The sequence below is a fragment of the Mycobacterium marseillense genome (assembly GCF_010731675.1).
Taxonomy (GTDB): Bacteria; Actinomycetota; Actinomycetes; order Mycobacteriales; family Mycobacteriaceae; genus Mycobacterium; species Mycobacterium marseillense.
Map to the genome: position 1 here is coordinate 953626 of NZ_AP022584.1, position 18266 is coordinate 971891.

Genomic DNA, 18266 nt, shown 5'->3' on the forward strand with positions numbered 1-18266 from the left:
GCCAGCCGCGCACGTCTACTTCACCAGCCGCACCGGGTGCTGGCTGCTGATCAATCCCCCGACGAGCGCGGCCAGCTGACGGTATGACTCGTCGCGACCGCTCGATGAGCGGTAGACCAGGCCGATCCGCCGCCCCGGGCGGGGCGCCGCGAACTGCGCCAGGCCCAGGCGGCTTCGCGAGGCCTCGACCGGCACCGCGCTCTGGGGAATCAGCGTCACTCCCAAACCGCCCGTCACGCACTGCACCGCGGTAGCCAATGAGGCCGCCCGCGTGTTGGCGAGCTCCGCGCGGACCCCCGCCTTGTGGCAGACGTCCAGCGCCTGATCACGCAGGCAGTGCCCCTCGTCCAGCAGCAGCAGCGGCAGGTCGGCCAGCGCCGTCGCCGGAACGCGGCGCTTGCCCGCCAGCGGATGGCCGGGCGGCAGGGCGAGAACGAAATCCTCGTCGTAGATGGGGATCGAACTGATCCCGGCGGTCTCGGCGGGCAGGGCGATCAATGCCGCGTCCAATGCCCCTTCGCGCAGGACCGCCAACAGACGTTCGGTCTGGTCTTCGGTCACCCGCAAGGTGAGTTCCGGAAGTTGCTCGGCCACGCCGGCCAGCACGGTCGGCAGCACGTAGGGCGCCACGGTGGGGATCAGTCCCAGCCGCATGCCGGTCCGCAACGGATCCGAGGCGCCCGCCGCGGCGGCGGTGAAGGCGTCGGCGGACTCGACGACGGCCTGGGCGCGCGGCAACAGCTCCGTGCCCTGGGGTGTCAAGAAGACACGCCGTGTCGAGCGCTCTACGAGACGGGTACCCAGCCCCGCCTCCAGCGCCGAGAGGGCCTGCGACAACGTCGACTGGCTGACACCGAGAGCGGCTGCGGCGCTGCTGAATTGGTGCTTCTCGGCCACCGCCACGAAGGCGCGGAGGCCGGCGATCGTCGGCTGATAAGTCTTATCGGTCATACCTATAAGTGTAGTGGGAAGTATCACCTTTACTTCAACGAGCGCGCGCGGCAACATGGTGGAAGAAAGCTAATCTTGAGTAAATCCAAATAAGGAGCGACATGCCACTGCTGACCATCGGCGACCAGTTCCCCGAATACGAGCTCACTGCGCTGATCGCGGGCGATCTGTCCAAGGTCGACGCCCAGCAGCCCGAGGACTACTTCACCACCGTCTCCAGCGACGACCACGCCGGCAAATGGCGCGTGGTCTTCTTCTGGCCGAAGGACTTCACCTTCGTGTGCCCGACCGAGATTGCCACCTTCGGCAAGCTCAACGACGAGTTCGCCGACCGCGACGCTCAGGTTCTGGGCGTGTCGATCGACAGCGAATTCGTCCACTTCAACTGGCGTGCGCAGCACGAGGACCTCAAGAAGCTGCCCTTCCCGATGCTCTCGGACATCAAGCGGGAGCTGAGCCTGGCCACCGGCGTGCTCAATGCCGACGGTGTTGCCGACCGGGCGACCTTCCTCGTCGACCCCAACAACGAGATCCAGTTCGTTTCGGTCACCGCGGGTTCGGTGGGCCGCAACGTCGAGGAAGTGCTGCGCGTGCTCGACGCACTGCAGTCCGACGAGCTGTGCGCGTGCAACTGGCGCAAGGGCGACCCGACGCTCGACGCCACCGAGCTGCTCAAGCAGTCGGCCTGATCCGGGCCTGATCCCGTAGGGTCTGAATAGGAGGCGAGATGAGCGTAGAGAATCTCAAGGAAGCGCTGCCGGAGTACGCCAAGGACCTCAAGCTCAACCTGGGCTCGATCGCGCGCACGACCGAGCTCAACGAGGAACAGCTGTGGGGCACGCTGTTGGCGAGCGCCGCGGCGACCCGGAACACGCAGGTGCTCACCGAGATTGGCGCTGAGGCGGCCGACACCCTGTCCGCCGAGGCGTACAACGCGGCGCTGGGAGCCGCATCGGTCATGGCCATGAACAACGTGTTCTACCGTGGCCGGGGCTTCCTCGATGGCAAGTACGACGACCTGCGCGCGGGATTGCGGATGAACATCATCGCCAATCCCGGTGTCGAGAAGGCGAACTTCGAGCTGTGGTGTTTCGCGGTGTCGTCGATCAACGGATGTCCGGATTGCGTGGCCGCTCATGAGCACACGCTGCGCGAGGCCGGCGTCAGCCGGGAAACCATCCAGGAGGCGCTGAAGGCCGCGGCGATCGTTTCCGGCGTGGCCCAGGCGATTGTCGCTTCCCAGACGCTGGCGACCGTCAGCTGATCGCGCCGTCGTGACCAGCGCCGTGTCGAGACCCGACTGGGTCCAGCACGCGATCTGGTGGCAGGTCTACCCACTGGGGTTCGTGGGCGCGTACCCCGTACCGCAGTCAAACGAGCCGCCGCAACCGGAGCAACACCGGTTGCGGCGGCTCGTCGACTGGTTGGACCACGCCATAAAACTCGGGGCATCCGGTATCGCGCTGGGCCCCATCTTCGCCTCGCGCACACACGGTTACGACACCACCGACCATTACCGCATCGATCCCCGGCTCGGTGACGACGCCGATTTCGACCACCTCGTCGCCGAAGCGCGTCGGCGCGGCCTGCGCGTCCTGCTCGATGGCGTGTTCAACCACGTCGGGGTGGATTTTCCGCGTCACCGCGAGGCGGCCGATGACGATGCCGCCGCGCGCTGGTTTCGCGGGCGTCCCGGGCGTTTTCACACGTTCGAGGGCCACGACGGGCTGATCACCCTCAACCACGACAACCCCGAGGTCGTCGACTACACCGCCGAGGTGATGGCGCATTGGTTGGGGCGCGGCGCTGACGGCTGGCGCCTCGATGCGGCTTACGCCGTGCCCCAACACTTCTGGGCGGCGACACTGCCCCGGGTGCGCGAGCGTTATCCGGACGCCTGGTTCGTCGGCGAACTCATTCACGGCGACTACGCCGCCGTCGTCGAGGCCGCCACCTTCGACTCGGCCACCCAATACGAGTTATGGAAGGCGATCTGGAGCAGTCTCAATGACGGCAACTTCTTCGAGCTGGACTGGGCGCTGCAGCGCCACAACGACTTTCTGAGCCGCTTCGCGCCGCTGACATTCATCGGCAATCACGACGTCACCCGCATCGCCAGCCGGCTGGAAGACCCCGCGCACGCGGCCCACGCGCTGGTGTTGCTGCTCACCATCGGCGGGGTGCCCAGCGTCTACGCGGGCGACGAGCTCGGATTCCGCGGCGTCAAGGAAGAACGGTTCGGCGGTGACGACGCGGTCCGCCCCGAATTCGGCTCTCCCCCACTGCCACTGGATGCCGTCGGCGTCGAAACCTGGGCGCTGCACCAGTACCTGGTCGGGCTGCGACGCCGCCACCCCTGGCTGCACGGGGCATCCACCACCGCGCTGCGGCTGGACAACCGGCACTACGTCTACGAGACGCGCAACGCCGACGACGCCCTGTTGGTGGCGCTCAACATCGACGATGAACCGCTGCAGGTCTTGTTGTCAGAGCTGGGCACGGGACGCGCACAGGTGATCGGCGGGTCGGCGGCCCCGCCGCCGGAGGTCGTCGACACCGTTGCCGTCGAGCCGCACGGGTGGCGGATCCTAAGTCCGGCCTAGCCGTTTCAGGGTCAGCTCGTCCTGGCGGCCGTCGTAATACTTCTCGAGCACCGCGACGAAGTCCGCGTCGTCCTCGGTGGCGTGGGCGAACAATGTCATCGACGAGCACAGCTTGAGGTCATCGGGCGAACCGAAAATCTGCGCGGCCGATCGCCCCTGCACGCCGGTGACCAGGCGGGCGCACTCGCGCAGCCGCGGCCCTAGCAGTGCATGGCCCAGGTACGCGCGGGCCTCGTCCAGCGAGGAAATGCCGTAGTGGACCGCGGTCGGGCTGCCGCCCAGGCCGCGCAGCTGCGGGAAGACAAACCACATCCAGTGACTGCGCTTGCGTCCGTCGCGGAGTTCGCCGACGACGTTGCCGTAGACCGCAGCCTGCGCGTCCACAAAACGTTTGAGATCGAAGGGGTCGCCTGCCGATTCCATGTGACTACGGTGGCACATTATGGAACTCGAAAGGCGAAAAGCCGTCCGACGACGAGTGCCCAAAATACGCGACCTCGCCCCGCTCATGCAGTTCAAGCGGCCCGAGCTCAACGCGACAAAGCGGCGCCTCGACGCCGCCCACACCATCGAAGACCTGCGGCGCCTCGCCAAGCGGCGCACCCCCAAGGCGGCGTTCGACTACACCGACGGCGCGGCCGAAGACGAACTGTCCATCCGACGCGCCCGACAAGCCTTCCGCGACATCGAATTTCACCCGACGATCCTGCGCGACGTCTCCCAAGTGACCGCCGGGTGGAACGTGCTCGGCCAGCCGGTCGTGCTGCCGTTCGGGATCGCACCCACCGGATTCACCAGGCTGATGCACACCGAGGGCGAGATCGCCGGCGCGCGGGCGGCGGCCAGGGCCGGGATCCCGTTTTCCCTGTCCACATTGGGCACCTGCGCGATCGAGGACCTGGTCACCGCCGTCCCGCAGGGCCGCAAGTGGTTTCAGCTCTACATGTGGCGCGACCGTGAACGCTCGATGGAGCTGGTGAAACGCGCCGCCGACGCCGGCTTCGACACCCTGCTGGCCACCGTCGACGTCCCGGTCTCCGGCGCGCGGCTGCGCGACAACCGCAACGGGATGACGATCCCGCCCACGCTGACGCTGCGCACCGTGCTGGACGCGGTGCCCCACCCGAAGTGGTGGTTCGATCTGTTGACCACCGAGCCGTTGGCGTTCGCGTCGCTGGACCGCTGGCCCGGCACGGTCGCCGAATATCTGAGCACGATGTTCGACCCCAGCCTGACCTTCGACGACCTGGAGTGGATCAAGGAGCAATGGCCCGGCAAGCTCGTCGTGAAAGGGATCCAGACGCTTGACGATGCCCGCGCGGTCGTCGACCGCGGCGTCGACGGCCTCGTGTTGTCCAATCACGGCGGGCGTCAGCTGGACCGGGCCCCGGTGCCCTTCCACCTGTTGCCCACGGTGGCCCGCGAACTGGGTCAGCACACCGAGGTCCTGGTGGACACCGGCATCATGTCGGGCGCCGACATCGTCGCCGCGATCGCCCTGGGGGCCCGGTGCACGCTGGTCGGGCGCGCCTACCTGTACGGCCTGATGGCCGGCGGTGAGGCGGGCGTGGTCCGCGCGATCGACATCCTCGCCGAGGGCGTGATCCGCACGATGCGCCTGCTCGGCGTCACGTGCCTCGAGGAGCTCTCGCCCCGGCACGTCACGCAACTCCGGCGGCTGGGGCCCCTGCCCCCGGCGTGAAGCCGGCCGCACACTCGCGCGCCCGTGTGAGGCTGGCCGCACACTCGCCCGGGCCGGCGCCCGGGGGAACAAACCGGCGCCCGGCTGGGTTAAGCGCATCAGACTCAACTTTTGGAGGATTTGATGGCTGAAGCCAAGTCGGTGCCGGTGCTGTTTGTCACTGACACCATCGTGCTGCCCGGAATGGTGGTGCCGATCGCGCTGGACGACGCGGCCCGCGCGGCGATCGACGCCGCCCAGGCCAGCGAGTCCGGGCAGCTGCTGATCGCCCCCCGGCTCGAGGACCGCTACCCCTCGCACGGCGTGATCGCCAAGATCCTGCAGGTCGGCCGCATCGCCGGTGGCGGCACCGCCGCGGTGGTGCGCGGTGAGCGCAGGGCGCAGATCGGGGCGGGTGCCTCCGGCCCCGGGGCGGCGCTGTGGGTCGAGGTGACCGACGTCGCCGAGGCCGAGGCGACCGATGAGATCAAGGCGCTGACCGCGGAGTACAAGAAGCTGCTGCTGGCCATGCTGCAACGCCGCGAGGCCTGGGAGATCATCGATTACGTCAACCGGCTGTCGGATCCGTCGGCGCTGGCGGACACCTCCGGGTACGCGTCCTACTTGAGCAACGCGCAGAAGCGGCAGCTGCTCGAGACCGTGGATGTCGCCGAGCGGTTGCGTGTGCTGATCGATTGGACCAGCGACCATCTCGCCGAGGTCGAGGTGAGCGACAAGATCGCCGAGGACGTGCGCGAGGGCATGGAGAAGACGCAGAAGGAATTCCTGCTCCGCCAACAGCTGGCCGCCATCCGCAAGGAACTGGGCGAGGGCGAGCCGGATGGTTCCGACGATTACCGGGCCCGCGTCGAGGCGGCCGAGCTGCCCGAGAATGTGCGCGAGGCCGCGCTGCGCGAGGTCGGCAAGCTGGAACGCTCGAGCGATCAGAGCCCGGAGAGCGGCTGGATTCGCACCTGGCTCGACACCGTGCTCGACCTGCCGTGGAACGTCAAGACCGAGGACTCCACCGACCTGAAGGCGGCGCGCGACGTCCTGGACGCTGACCACCACGGGCTCGACGACGTCAAGGATCGCATCGTCGAGTACCTGGCCGTGCGGGCGCGCCGCGCCCAGCGCGGGCTGCAGGTCGTCGGCGGCCGCGGTTCGGGCGCGGTGATGGTGCTGGCCGGTCCCCCGGGCGTGGGCAAGACGTCGCTGGGCGAGAGCGTGGCCCGGGCGCTGGGCCGCAAGTTCGTGCGCGTCGCCCTGGGCGGCGTGCGCGACGAGGCCGAGATCCGGGGGCACCGGCGCACCTACGTGGGCGCGCTGCCGGGCCGGATCGTGCGCGCGATCGGTGAGGCGGGATCGATGAATCCCGTTGTACTGCTGGACGAAATCGACAAGGTCGGTTCCGACTATCGTGGCGACCCGAGCGCGGCGCTGCTCGAGGTGCTCGACCCGGCGCAGAACCACACGTTCCGCGACCACTACCTGGATCTGGACCTGGACCTGTCCGATGTGGTGTTCCTGGCGACGGCCAACGTGATCGAGAACATCCCGTCGGCCCTGCTGGACCGCATGGAGTTGGTTCAGATTGACGGCTACACCGAGGACGACAAGGTCGCCATCGCGCGGGACTACCTGCTGCCCCGGCAGCGGGAACGCGCGGCGCTGACCGAGGACGAGGTCGCGGTGACCGACGCGGCGTTGCGCAAGATCGCCGCGGACTACACCCGCGAACCCGGTGTGCGGCAGTTCGAACGCCTGCTGGCCAAGGCGCTGCGCAAGGCGACCACCAAGCTGGCCGACAATTCCGCAGCGCTGACGATCGACGAGCCGGATCTGGTTGACTACCTAGGCCGTCCGCGGTTCATGCCGGAGTCGGCCGAACGCACGGCGGTGCCCGGTGTGGCCACCGGCCTGGCCGTCACCGGTCTGGGCGGCGACGTCCTCTACATCGAGGCAGGATCCACCGACGGCGAGCCCGGTTTGCAACTGACGGGTCAACTGGGCGACGTGATGAAGGAATCGGCGCAGATCGCGCTGTCCTACGTGCGCTCCCACGCCGCCGAGCTGGGCATTGATATCAACAAAGACCCGAAAGCGCTCGACCGGCGCATCCACGTGCACGTGCCCGCCGGGGCGGTGCCCAAGGACGGCCCGTCGGCCGGTGTCACCATGGTGACCGCCCTGGTCTCCATGGCCACCGGACGCCAGGTCCGCTCCGACGTGGGCATGACCGGCGAGGTCACGCTGAACGGCCGGGTGCTGCCCATCGGCGGTGTGAAGCAAAAGCTGCTGGCCGCCCAACGTGCCGGGCTCTCAACGGTTTTCATTCCGCAGCGCAACGAGCCCGATCTCGATGACGTGCCCGCCGAGGTCCTCGAGGCGCTGGACGTGCGTCCCATGACCGACGTCGCCGAGATCGTGGCCCAGGCGCTCGAACCGGCGGCCGCGGCCGCCACGGTGGCCGCCTGACGCCGCGGCCAGGTGACTAGCGGGCCCTGTTGAACCAACGTTGACCAGACCCGATGCGGTGTCCCAGGGCATGGTGGGGGAGTTTCAGGCTCCCCCCGGGACGGGTACGCAGCAACGCAGAGGGAAGACCGGCCGAGGGGGGATGACCTCTGCTCGACGTCGAAAAGACGCGGGTGACGAACAACAAATTACCGCTGTGAGGCGGCCCGATGGCGGCCTCGCAGCTCGATAAGGAGTTCATCATGAGGTTGAACAGAATCGCTGCCAGCGCCGCAATCGCGGGTGCGCTGACGTCCGGTGCGCTCGGAGTAGGTGCGGGGTTGGCTCAAGCCGATCCGAATGGCCCGAATGTGCCGGGCCCAGTGCCCGGGCCTAACGTGCCGGGACCGGGTCCGGTGCCGGGCCAGAATGTGCCGGGACCCATGCCGGGACAGGGGGTACCGATCTGTAACGCCGGACCGGGCGTCAACTGCACGGCCCCGGGCACGCCGCTTCCGCCCGGACAAAACGGATTCCCGCCACCGGGCCACTACAACGACCCGATCGGCTACGGGCTTCCGGCCCGCTGGATGCCGCCGGGTCAACCAGGCGACTATCCGGTCGTATTCAACCCGGGCGTGAACCAGTGGGGCGTCTTCCTGCCCGACGGTCAATTCGTCGCATACGCGACGTAATCAGGCCCAGCGAGACAGCCGCCGCGAATGCGGCGGCTGTTTCTCGTCTGCGGCAGAATGTAGAGGCTATGACGGATATTCGGATTCTGAAACGACAAGTGGTTCATCGCGTTCAACGCCTGCTGGTCAACCCGGTCGGGCGGCAGCTGCCCATGACGATGCTCGAAACCACCGGACGCAAGAGCGGGCAGCCGAGGCGCACCGCGGTGGGCGGGCGCGTCGTGGACAACCAGTTCTGGATGGTCTCCGAGCACGGCGAACACTCGGACTACATCCGCAATATCAAGGCCAATCCGGCTGTGCGAGTGCGCGTCGGCGGCAGGTGGCGCGAGGGCACCGCCCAGCTACTGCCCGACGACGACGCGGTGCAGCGCCTGGGCAACCTGCCGCGGCTGAACAGTGCGATGGTGCGCCTGATGGGCAGTGACCTGCTGACCGTCCGAGTCGATCTGGACTGACCCCGCGATGGCCTACGACGAAGACCTGGCCGACCGGATCCGCGAACTCCTCGGCGGCCAGCGAGGCATCGACGAAAAGCGCATGTTCGGCGGTCTGGCGTTCCTGGTCAACGGCCACATGTCGGTGGCCGTGAGCGGCCAGGGCGGACTGTTGGTGCGCGTGCCGCGCGAGGACACCGACAAACTCACCGGGCGCGCGCACGTCAGCCCCATGGTGATGGCGGGGCGGGAGGCCCGCGGCTGGTTGCGCGTCGAGGCGGCCGGTGTGCACACCAAACGTCAGCTTCGCAGCTGGGTCACCCTCGGGGTCGAGCACGCGCGCAGCCTGCCGCCCAAGTAGCGGGCGCGGTTTGTGGTAGCGGCGCGGGGGTACGCGGTGCGGTATGGACAAGCGGGTGCGACGACTCCTCGACGTGGCCGGCACGACGTATGCGGCACAGGCGCGCATCACGATGAGCGACAAGCCGATGCCGCTGTTCCAGCTTCTGGTGCTGTGCATGCTGGCCAGCAAGCCGATCGATGCGGCCATCGCCATGGGCGCCGCGCGTGAACTCTTCAAGGCGGGCTTGCGGACGCCCAAAGCCGTGCTGGCCTCGGACCGGCGAACCATGATCGACGCCTTCGGGCGCGCGCACTACGTGCGCTACGACGAGAGCTCGGCCACCCGGCTCACCGACATGGCCGAGCGGGTTGACGAGGACTACTCCGGCGACCTGCGTGAATTGGCCGATCGCAGCGGGCATGACGTGGCCGCGGCAAAGCGGATGCTCAAGAAGTTCAAGGGAATTGGTGACACCGGCGCCGACATCTACCTCCGCGAGGTTCAGGACGTGTGGACCTGGGTGCGGCCCTACTTCGATGACCGCGCCACCGGGACCGCCAAGCGATTGGGCCTGCCCACCGAACCGAAGAAGCTGGGAACCCTTGCGCCGCGGGCCAATGCGCGGCTGGCCGCCGCGCTGGTCAGGGCGTCGCTGGACGACGAGGTGCGGCAGCAGGTGACCGGCTGAGCGCGCAGTGGCCATTCGAATAGGTACCTCGGGGTGGTCGTACAACCACTGGATCAACGTGCTGTATCCGCCGGGAACGCCGTCGGCGCGCCGGCTCGCCCGCTACGTCGAGGTGTTCGAAACGGTCGAACTGAACGCCAGTTTCTACCGGTGGCCCAAGGATTCGACGTTCCAGGGATGGCGCGATCAACTGCCGGACGGCTTCGCCATGTCGGTCAAGGCGCACCGCGGCCTGACGCACTACCGCCGGCTGGCCTCCCCGGAACCGTGGATCGAACGCTTCGAACGCTGCTGGCAGCTGCTGGGCGATCGCCACGGCGTGCTGCTGGTGCAACTACACCCCGAACAACAGCGCGACGACGCGCGCCTGGACTCGTTCCTCCAGCGCATGCCCGCGACCATCCGCGTGGCCGTCGAACTGCGGCATCCATCGTGGAATGACCCCGCGGTGTTTGAGTTGTTGGAACGCCGGCGCGCCGCATACGTGGTGATGAGTGGGCTCGGCCTGCAGTGCATTCCCCGCGCGACGAGCGATGTGGTGTACATCCGGATGCACGGGCCGGATCCGGAGGCGAATTACGCCGGCTCCTACACCGACGACGATTTGCGGCGCTGGGCCGAGCGGCTCACCGGTTGGGACGGTGAGGGAAAAGACGTGTGGATGTATTTCAACAACGACCTGGGCGGCCACGCGGTCCGCAACGCGCTCGACCTGCGGGAGCTGTTGCGTTGAGCGCCTGCGAGTAGGCTGAAAATTTCCACAGAACGGAGCACGATCCATGGGCAACTCGACCAGCTTCGTCATCATCGGCGGCGGACTCGCGGCAGCAAAAGCCGTAGAGGCATTGCGCGACAATGAGTTTGATGGACATATCATCGTGTTCGCCGACGAGGAGCACCTGCCCTACGAGCGGCCGCCGCTGTCGAAGGAGTATTTGGCCGGCAAGAAATCGCTGACCGATTTCACCGTGCAGAACTCCGATTGGTACCGGGACCACAACGTCGACCTCCGGCTCAACACACGGGTGGCCTCCCTGGACGCCGCCGACCACACCGTGGGCTTGCCCGACGGCACCACGATCGGCTACGACAAGCTGCTGCTGGCGACGGGATCGGCCTCGCGGCGCCCACCGATACCGGGATCGGACTCCGCCGGTGTGCATTACCTGCGCACCTACGAAGACGCCGCGGCGTTGAATGCCGTTCTGACCGAAGGGACTTCGCTCGCGGTGGTGGGCGCCGGGTGGATCGGGCTGGAGGTGGCTGCCGGTGCGCGCCAGCGAGGCGTGGACGTCACCGTGGTGGAAACCGCCAAACAACCGCTGCTGGCCGCGCTGGGCGAGACCGTCGGCGAGGTGTTCGCCACCCTGCATCGCGAACACGGCGTGGACCTTCGGCTCGAGACGCAGGTCGAGGAGATCACCCAGGCCGACGGCTCGGCCACCGGCCTGCGGACGCGGGACGGAGCGACGATCGCCGCCGACGCCGTGCTGGTAGCCGTCGGCGCCAAGCCAAACATCGAACTCGCCGAGCAGGCCGGGCTGTCCCTGGGTGACGGCGGGGTGCTGGTCGACGCATCGCTGCGCACCAGCGACCCCGACATCTATGCCGTCGGCGACATCGCCGCCGCCGAACACCCGCTGCTGCGCACCCGCATCCGCACCGAACACTGGGCCAACGCGCTCAAGCAGCCCGCCGTGGCGGTGGCCGGGATGCTGGGCACGCCAGGCGAATACGCGGAGCTACCCTATTTCTTCACCGATCAGTACGACCTCGGCATGGAGTACGCGGGCCACGCCCCCAGCTTCGAGCGCGTGGTGTTCCGCGGCGACGTCGCCGGCTGGGAGTTCGTCGCGTTCTGGCTCGACGGCGACAACCGGGTGCTGGCCGGAATGAACGTCAACATCTGGGATGTGCTCGACGACGTCAAGGCGCTGATCCGGTCCCAGGCTTGCGTCGACCCCGACAAGCTGGCCGACCCGCGCTCACCCCTGGGCGAGCTGCTCGGCTGAGCCTTCCTCGCCGGCGGGCTCGCCGCCCGAACCAAGAGCGTTGCGCGGGACGGGTGCCCAGGCGCCGTCGATGACGTCCGGTGGGTACTGCGCCTGCAGGCGTTCGCGTTCGGTGCGGCGCCGCTTGATCCGCAGCCGCGCATCGCCCGGCATGGTGACAAGTTCATTGCACGTCAGGTAATACATGTCGTCGACGGCGTCGATCAAATCCGCCTCGACCCGCAGAGATCCCAACGCGCGCAACGTCATCCGCAGCTCGTGCGTGAACCGCATCGTGGTGTCGTGGGCCAGCTCCCGTGAACCGCGCGCATTGGCGCTAACGCGCTCGGCCAGGGTGGCCGGCGCGGGCTCGGGGGGTGCGGCAGCCGCGGCGGCGGTCAGCAACATCGTCGGGTCGTCGTCGAAGGTTGTGCTGGCCAGCTCGGCCTCGCCCGGGCCGCGGTGCCCGATCCGTGCGACGACCGCATCCAGGGCGGCGGCGGTCTTCGGCGACAGCGCACGAATGCTCGCGAGGTTGCCCTCGGCGGCCAGCGCGGCCAACGGCGGGTCCGCGCGCAGCATCGACGCCAACTCCGCGGTCTCCGCCGCGACGAGTCCGCTGTCGGTGATCATGCCCATCCCCGGCACGCTGCGCCCGGCCTGGCTGCGGACCAGCGCCGCGGCGGTGACACCGCTGTCGATCAGCCAGAGCGCGTTGAGGATCCAGCCCTGGTGGATGCGGTCGCGCAACAGCCGCAGACGCACCTCCAGCGCGGCTTCCGGCAGCAACGCCAGTTGGGTGGCATCGAGGTGCTCGGCTGCTGCGGCGGCGCAATACGCCCGGGTGTCCGCCCGCAGGTGACGCAAGAGCGCGACCGAGCGTCCCGCGGCGACCGCCTTGGCGACCGAGCCGAGCGCGCCGGCCGTCCAGGCGGGCTCGCCGAACGGCAGGGGATCACCGACCTGGGGCTGACCGACGAGGGCGTGCGCGACGGCGTCCTGGTCCCAGCCGGGCAGCTGGCTGGCCGCGACCATGTTGACCGACACCCCGACGTAGGGGCGGTGGCCGAACACCGCGATGGCCCTGGTGCCCCATTCGGCATCGGCCACGCCGCCGAGCGCGAGCACCTGCCCCAGCACCCGGCTCGCGGCGCGCAGTCCGCTCAGTTGGACGTCCAGCGTGATCGGGGTGAGGGGTCCGGGCAGCGCCTCGGCCAGGGCGGCGGCGCTGAAAACCGGGAACCGCGCATCGATCTGATCGTCGAATTCGCCCTCCAGGCCCTCCGGCGCGGCGGTGTGCACGTCGTCGCCCGGCCGCCGGGTGTGCGGCAGCACCTCAACGGGCAGCGCGAGCTGTCCCCCCTGGTTGATCGCGCCGGCGGCGTCGAGCCGGCGGCCGACGAGTCCCCGCGCGGTATCGGCGACCGCGTCAAGCGCGTGCCAGCCGTACGAGAACATCCAATCCTCTTGTGCCGCAGCGACATCGAGCTCCGGAGTTAGTAGCGCCCAACTGCGGACCCGATGCAGCCGGGAGCGCGGGTCGGCGGCTCGCAGCACCCGCCAGGCGGTGACCATGTTGACGGTGTCCGGGCTGGCCAGGTCCACCACGCCGGTGCGGTCGGTGTTCAGCGCCAGGACCAAAAACCGCATCAGGTCGTCGAGGTGCAACACCCGCATGGGGTGTGCGGAGACCTTGCTGCGCAACAGCGTGGCCACCGTGCGGCACACCATCCAGTCCAGTTGGCGTCCGACCGGCGGTGCGATCCGGATGACCGCGGTGGGCCCCCAACTCGAGGACACCAGGTCCTCGGCCGGTCGATACAGCTCGGGCCGCCCCGCGGCCTGCGACACGAACAACAGACGCGAGCCGGCGCGGGCGGCCGCGTCGGTGACCCGCGCAAGCCCGTCCATGCCGGCGCTGCCGGGCGCGCTGGGGTCGATGGGGGCCAGGTGGATGACGGCGTCGGCCTCGTCGGTGAGCTCCCGCAAGGCCCGGTCACGCAGCGACGCGCAAACAAACTCGACGTTGCGGTCGAGGCAGGGATGCGGTAGCTCAGCAATGCCGCTGACCGTGTGCCCGGCAGCGATCAGTTGCCCAGCGACCAGGCGCCCGAGTGCGCCGGTGGCGTCGGTAACCAGGATGTGCACCTGGGCTCACCTCCCCCAACCCTCAGCACTCAACAATAGGCAAGTCGGCATAGGCTACGCGACCGTTACCCACGATCGGCGCCCCTGACCGGCCACCGTGCGACTGACGGGGCTACTGCAGCGTCGCGCTGCCGTCCGCGGCGACGGCAACCTTGGCGCCACCGAGATCGTCACGCACCGAGGCCTGCGCCGCCGCGCCGTCGGTCACCACGGCCAGCGCCCGCGACCCGTCGGGGGTGCGCACCGCCAGAAAGGCCTTTTCCGGCCGCCCCTCGCGGTCATACGGCGTCGTCCAGGCCTCGACGGTGCCGACGCCCTCCCATTCGACCACCGCGTCGGTCGTCGGCTCCCGGTCGACCTCCGGTTGTGAGTCCTCCCAACGAAATTCGGCCGGGGGTTCCGTGCTGTAGACGCCGAAGCTGTGTTTGGTCAGATAGCCACCGTTGGCGGTGATCAGACCGCGCCGGCCCGGATTGGCAACCAGCAACTCCGCCATCGTCGCGATCGAATGCATCACGTAGTTGCTCCACGGGCCGCCGGCGAACGTCAGCCCGCCGGTCACGGTCAGCGGGCGGGCGGGGTCGTCGGTGCTCAGCCCGAGCTCGGCGGCCGCCACCTGCACCGCGGAGGGAAAGCACGAGTACAGATCGACGTAATCGATGTCGTCGACGCCCAGGCCGGCCAGCTCGAGCGCCCGCGCACCGGCGATCCGGATGGCCGTGGACCGGTGCAGTTCGTGACGCTCGGCGATGGACGGTGTGTCGTGCGCGTCGGTGCCCGCGTGCGGGTACACCCAGCGCTCGGCCGGGATGTTCAGCCGCGTCGCCTGCTCGACCGAGGTCAAGACGAGCGCAGCACCCTGGTCGACCATGTTGTTGGAGTTCATCAACTTGGTGTAGGGCCAGCTGATCATCCGGTTCTGCGGGCCCGCCTCGCGGATGTCGTCGGCGGACGACGGCTTACGGATCCACGCGTGCGGGTTGTCCACCGCCACCGCGTTGAACCGCGCCCACAGCTCCCCGATGCGCTTGAGGTGATCGTCGATCGACTCGCCGCGCGCCACCCGCAGCGCCTGCTCGAACAGCGGGTAGACATACGCCGGGCGGTCCAGGGAGATCCTGATCTCCGCCTCGCCGGCCATCGGAACGTCGTCGCCGCTCACCTCGGCCATCGGGACCGAGCGGTCCTGCTCGGTCCACACCAGCTTGGAGCCCTGGGCCCGCAACCCCCGCCGGGTCCGCCAGGTTTCGGCGCCGGCCAGCAGCACGACGCCCGCGCGGCCGCCCTGGATGTCCAGGCACGCCTGGTTGAGCAGCGACTGCGGCACATTGCCGCCGACCGGGCTGTACAGCGTGCTGAAGTCGGAGGCGCCGATGCGCTGCCCGAGCAACAGGCCGGGATCCCGATACTGGGCCGACAGGATGTTGACCACCCGGATGGAGTCGATCGCCTCGATCACCGCGGCGTCGGCGGCCTTCTCGACGGCGGCCACCATCAGGTCGACGGGCTCGACGGACCGCGTGGCCGGATCGATGTCGTCGCGATGGTTGACCTGGCCATAGCCGATCAAAACCGGGGTCCTGGGGTCAACGGTCATACGAAGAACGTATCGGACACCGGGTGTTCGGCCCGCCGCACATTCGGGCGCGAGCGTACGGCTGGCCGCGCACTGGGGCGATCGGGGATGACTCAGGCGTTGTCGGGCGGGCCGAACAGCACGCGGTCGTCGATCAGCCGCTGGATGTCGGCGGCGTTCATTCCCAGCACGTTTCGGCAGATCTCGACGGTGTCCTGCCCGGGCTGAGGCGCCGGGGCCTGGCGGGCCGACGGAATGTGGCGGTAGGGCGCGGGTCCCGTCTCGGCGGGCAGCGGGTTCTCGATGAGCGGATGTGTCATCGCGCTGTAGACGTTGCGCGCGATCAGCTGGGGGTCTTCGAGGATATCGGGCGGGCGGTTCATCGGCCCGGCCGGAACTCCGGCCGACTGCAGCAGCTCGGCGGCGCGCGCCGGGGTCCGGGTGCGGGTCCAAGCCGAGACCCGTTGCACCAACTCGCCCCGATTGTCCAGCCGCGCTTCGCCGGTGGCGAAGCGCGGGTCGTCCGCCCAGTCGGGGTGGTCGAAAACCGAAGCGGCGCGCCGCCATTCGTCGTCCGAGCGGATCGAGATGACGCACCATTCGTCATCGCCGGCGCACGGATAGACGGCGTGCAGGCCGGTGTCCTGGCGGATCTGGGCGACGCCCGCCGCCATCGCGGCTTGCGTGACGTAGAGGGTGTCGAGCTGATTGACCACGACCTCGGCCTGCGAGATGTGGACGTGGGCGCCCCCACCGGCCCGGTTGCGGTGGATCAGCGCGGCCAGCGCGGCGATGGCGGTGACGCGGCCCACCACGTGGTCGGGGAACACCGTCGTCGCGTCGTAAAACGCGTGGCGCGCCGAGTCGGCCTCCTCCCCCGGGCCGTCGGATGTCCAGAGCCGGGTGACACCGGTCGTTGCGCGCACCAGCGGGCCGTACCCCAACCGCGCGCTCCACGGCCCCGAGTCGCCGAACGCGCTGCTTTCGGCCAGGACGATCCGCGGGTTGATGGCACGCAGCTCATCGTAGGAAAACCCCAGTGCGCCAAGGGTTCCCGGCTTGAAGTTGGCGAAGACCGCGTCGGCCTCGGCGACGAGGCGGCCGAAGATCTTCTTTCCCTCCGCGCTGCGCAGGTCCAGCCCCAATCCCCGGTTGTTGCGGTGCGTCCAGGCGAAGGACTCGCTCATGGCCTCGCCGACGCGGGCCTGGCGCAAACCGTCGGGGTAATCGGCGCTTTCGACCTTGATCACGTCGGCGCCCAGATCACCGAACAGTCGGCTCAGCTCGCCGCCGGCGACGATGATGCCCAGATCCAGAATCCGCAGTCCCGCAAAGGGATAGTCGCCGAGCCGGCCCGAGGCCGACGGCACCACCGACGGATTGCCGCGCCAGTACGGTTCGTCATGACCCGCGGCGGGCACCGGTGTGCGAAAACCAGCGCGTCGCCCGTCCACCACGAAATATCCGGTCGGCACGGCGGTGCGCACGCCGGGGACGAGCTCGGCGTCGGTGATCGCGCCGACCGCCTGGAAGTGTTCGGACCCCAGGATCCGCGCCGGGGTCAGTACCCCGCAATGGGCACCCCGTGCGCCTGGCCGGCGGCCACCAGATCCTTCATGGTCTGGTCGGCGAACAGCTGCTGCAGCAGCTCGCTGATCTGCGGCCAGACCGCGAAGCGCGCGCCGATGACGTCGTATTTGGGATCTTGGAAGTCTTCGGGCTCCCCCAGCCAGCGCCGCAGGCCGCGCCACTGCCGGGGCGCCATCACGCACAGCCGGACGTAGCCGTCCCGGCACGGATAGATCGGGTAGGCGTCCTGGTTCTTCGGGCGGCCCCGCCACCGCCCGGTACGCCGGATGCCCGCTGCCGCCTGCCCGTGCGCGCCGAACGCCGGGTCGAGGGCCATGACGACCGCGTCGAACCACGAGAAGTCGATGTAATCGCCCGTCCCGCAACGCAGTCGGTTGTAGTAGGCCGCGAGCGCGGCCCACGCCGCCTGGACGACCGCGGTGGCCGACGCGATGCCGTCCGGTGGCAGCACCGGGGTTCCGGTGGTGGGGCCGGACCGCGACAGCGCGCCGCACATCGCGTACAGCACCGGGTCCGTGGCGCGCCACGAGGACCGCGGGCCCGTCGCGCCGAAGTCGGTGATCGACAGCACCACCAGGTGCGGGTAGCGGGCGGCCAGCTCCTCGCCGGAGGTCCCGAACATGGCGCCGCGCTCGTCGGCGCCGGTGTCCACGACGATGTCGGCGTCGGCGGCCAAATCGAGGAAGCGGGCGCAGTCCTCGTCGTCGAACGGGTCGAGCACCGCGCCGCGTTTGTTGGCGTTGTGCACGGCGAACGGGATGCTGGCGCCGCGCAGCGTCGGCAGCGCGTCACGCGCCAGGCAGCCGCCCGGCGGTTCCACCTTCAACACGTCGGCGCCCAGGTCGGCGAACAGGCGTGTCACCGCGTCGGCGACCCCACTCGACAAGTCGAGGACGCGCACGGCATCGAGCAACCCGTCGACCATCTGCACACCGTACCTGCCTGGTCAGGGCGTTGCACGGCGGCCGCTCACCGGCCCGTCCGGGCGACGAGGCGTCCAAAAGGCCGGGTGGACAAGCGGATTCGACGAACGCCCGGTCACGCCGCGCCGAACGCTTAGTCGGCACGCCGCGCGGGCGCGGCGTGGGCTATCGTCACAGGCCGAC

The 18266-nt window shown here is 69.0% G+C and carries 15 protein-coding genes and 1 pseudogene; 11 read left to right on the forward strand and 5 right to left on the reverse strand.

Annotated features, from left to right (window positions below):
- Positions 1 to 15: 15 nt before the first annotated feature.
- Positions 16 to 951: a hydrogen peroxide-inducible genes activator gene (locus tag G6N26_RS04315; protein ID WP_067175539.1), complete on the reverse strand. Its 936-nt coding sequence runs from the start codon at positions 949 to 951 to the stop codon at positions 16 to 18.
- A gap of 101 nt (positions 952 to 1052) precedes the next feature.
- On the opposite strand from G6N26_RS04315, the gene G6N26_RS04320 reads away from it, so the two are divergent.
- The 3 genes from G6N26_RS04320 to G6N26_RS04330 are packed head-to-tail and all read left to right on the forward strand — an operon-like array spanning position 1053 to position 3554.
- On the forward strand, positions 1053 to 1640 hold the full coding sequence (locus G6N26_RS04320) for a peroxiredoxin (protein ID WP_067175542.1): 588 nt from the start codon (positions 1053 to 1055) through the stop codon (positions 1638 to 1640).
- A gap of 38 nt (positions 1641 to 1678) precedes the next feature.
- Entirely contained in the window at positions 1679 to 2215 is a 537-nt protein-coding gene (locus G6N26_RS04325) for an alkyl hydroperoxide reductase (protein ID WP_067175545.1), read from the forward strand.
- Between the two features lie 22 nt (positions 2216 to 2237).
- The gene (locus tag G6N26_RS04330) at positions 2238 to 3554 is read left to right on the forward strand and encodes an alpha-amylase family glycosyl hydrolase (RefSeq protein ID WP_372460858.1); all 1317 of its coding nucleotides are present in this window, start codon (positions 2238 to 2240) and stop codon (positions 3552 to 3554) included.
- Here the strand turns inward: G6N26_RS04330 and G6N26_RS04335 are convergent.
- Positions 3540 to 3977, reverse strand: a complete 438-nt coding sequence (locus tag G6N26_RS04335; protein ID WP_067175551.1) for a DUF1810 domain-containing protein — start codon at positions 3975 to 3977, stop codon at positions 3540 to 3542. The genes G6N26_RS04330 and G6N26_RS04335 overlap by 15 nt on opposite strands.
- A 19-nt stretch (positions 3978 to 3996) precedes the next feature.
- Between G6N26_RS04335 and G6N26_RS04340 the strand changes: the two genes are divergently transcribed.
- From G6N26_RS04340 to G6N26_RS04375, 8 genes are all read left to right on the forward strand, one after another.
- A complete protein-coding gene (locus G6N26_RS04340) occupies positions 3997 to 5256 on the forward strand; it encodes an alpha-hydroxy acid oxidase (protein ID WP_067175554.1) in 1260 nt (419 codons plus the stop codon).
- A 123-nt stretch (positions 5257 to 5379) separates the two neighbouring features.
- Positions 5380 to 7713: an endopeptidase La gene (gene lon / locus G6N26_RS04345; protein WP_179960290.1), complete on the forward strand. Its 2334-nt coding sequence runs from the start codon at positions 5380 to 5382 to the stop codon at positions 7711 to 7713.
- 242 nt (positions 7714 to 7955) lie between these two features.
- On the forward strand, positions 7956 to 8387 hold the full coding sequence (locus G6N26_RS26075; RefSeq protein ID WP_225323492.1) for a hypothetical protein: 432 nt from the start codon (positions 7956 to 7958) through the stop codon (positions 8385 to 8387).
- Positions 8388 to 8455: 68 nt separating this feature from the next.
- Positions 8456 to 8845, forward strand: coding sequence for a nitroreductase family deazaflavin-dependent oxidoreductase (locus G6N26_RS04355; protein ID WP_083020042.1), 390 nt, complete (start codon positions 8456 to 8458; stop codon positions 8843 to 8845).
- A gap of 7 nt (positions 8846 to 8852) precedes the next feature.
- On the forward strand, positions 8853 to 9185 hold the full coding sequence (locus tag G6N26_RS04360) for a TfoX/Sxy family protein (RefSeq protein WP_083020044.1): 333 nt from the start codon (positions 8853 to 8855) through the stop codon (positions 9183 to 9185).
- 43 nt (positions 9186 to 9228) lie between these two features.
- Positions 9229 to 9855, forward strand: a complete 627-nt coding sequence (locus G6N26_RS04365) for an HhH-GDP family DNA glycosylase (RefSeq protein ID WP_083020046.1) — start codon at positions 9229 to 9231, stop codon at positions 9853 to 9855.
- Between the two features lie 7 nt (positions 9856 to 9862).
- A complete protein-coding gene (locus tag G6N26_RS04370; protein WP_083020048.1) occupies positions 9863 to 10588 on the forward strand; it encodes a DUF72 domain-containing protein in 726 nt (241 codons plus the stop codon).
- Positions 10589 to 10634: 46 nt separating this feature from the next.
- Positions 10635 to 11867: an NAD(P)/FAD-dependent oxidoreductase gene (locus G6N26_RS04375; RefSeq protein ID WP_083020050.1), complete on the forward strand. Its 1233-nt coding sequence runs from the start codon at positions 10635 to 10637 to the stop codon at positions 11865 to 11867.
- Here G6N26_RS04375 and G6N26_RS04380 read toward each other — a convergent pair.
- From G6N26_RS04380 to G6N26_RS04390, 3 genes and pseudogenes are all read right to left on the reverse strand, one after another.
- A complete protein-coding gene (locus tag G6N26_RS04380; protein WP_083020052.1) occupies positions 11841 to 13994 on the reverse strand; it encodes an NAD-dependent epimerase/dehydratase family protein in 2154 nt (717 codons plus the stop codon). The two genes, G6N26_RS04375 and G6N26_RS04380, sit on opposite strands and share 27 nt — an antisense overlap.
- A gap of 112 nt (positions 13995 to 14106) precedes the next feature.
- Positions 14107 to 15591 carry an acetyl-CoA acetyltransferase gene (locus G6N26_RS04385; protein ID WP_083020054.1) on the reverse strand — a complete coding sequence of 495 codons (1485 nt, stop codon included), beginning with the start codon at positions 15589 to 15591 and terminating at the stop codon, positions 14107 to 14109.
- A gap of 92 nt (positions 15592 to 15683) precedes the next feature.
- Positions 15684 to 18091: pseudogene (locus G6N26_RS04390) on the reverse strand (CaiB/BaiF CoA-transferase family protein).
- Positions 18092 to 18266 lie beyond the last annotated feature (175 nt).